1 protein-coding gene is annotated in these 274 nt (G+C 54.0%); it reads right to left on the reverse strand.

The window, feature by feature from the left end:
• Positions 1-274 (reverse strand): phage tail tape measure protein (locus tag WD019_RS21830; RefSeq protein WP_425712826.1); only part of this gene is annotated, 274 nt, incomplete at both ends.

Raw genomic sequence — 274 nt, forward strand, 5'->3', positions numbered from 1 at the left:
CCGAAACGACAATCCTAAACCAGATGCGACTGCTGAAACCATTGACAGCGAGTACTTTAAATCCATAACGTCAGTTGCCGAAGCGTTCGCCGTTCCAGCGAGTATGTTCGATGCTTGCGCTGCGGTCATTCCGTCGTCTTTAAAAGCGTTCAGTGCCGTCGACATTATTTCAGCCGCGTCTGCTAATCGAAGTTCCCCCGCAGTCGCGAGGTTTAAAGCCGCCTCGAGTCCGCCTGCCTGAACGGCCGCTGGCGTTAAGCCCGCTTTCAGTAGT

It is taken from the genome of Fictibacillus sp. Mic-4, assembly GCF_049843615.1.
In the GTDB taxonomy this organism is placed as follows: domain Bacteria; phylum Bacillota; class Bacilli; order Bacillales; family Fictibacillaceae; genus Fictibacillus_A; species Fictibacillus_A gelatini.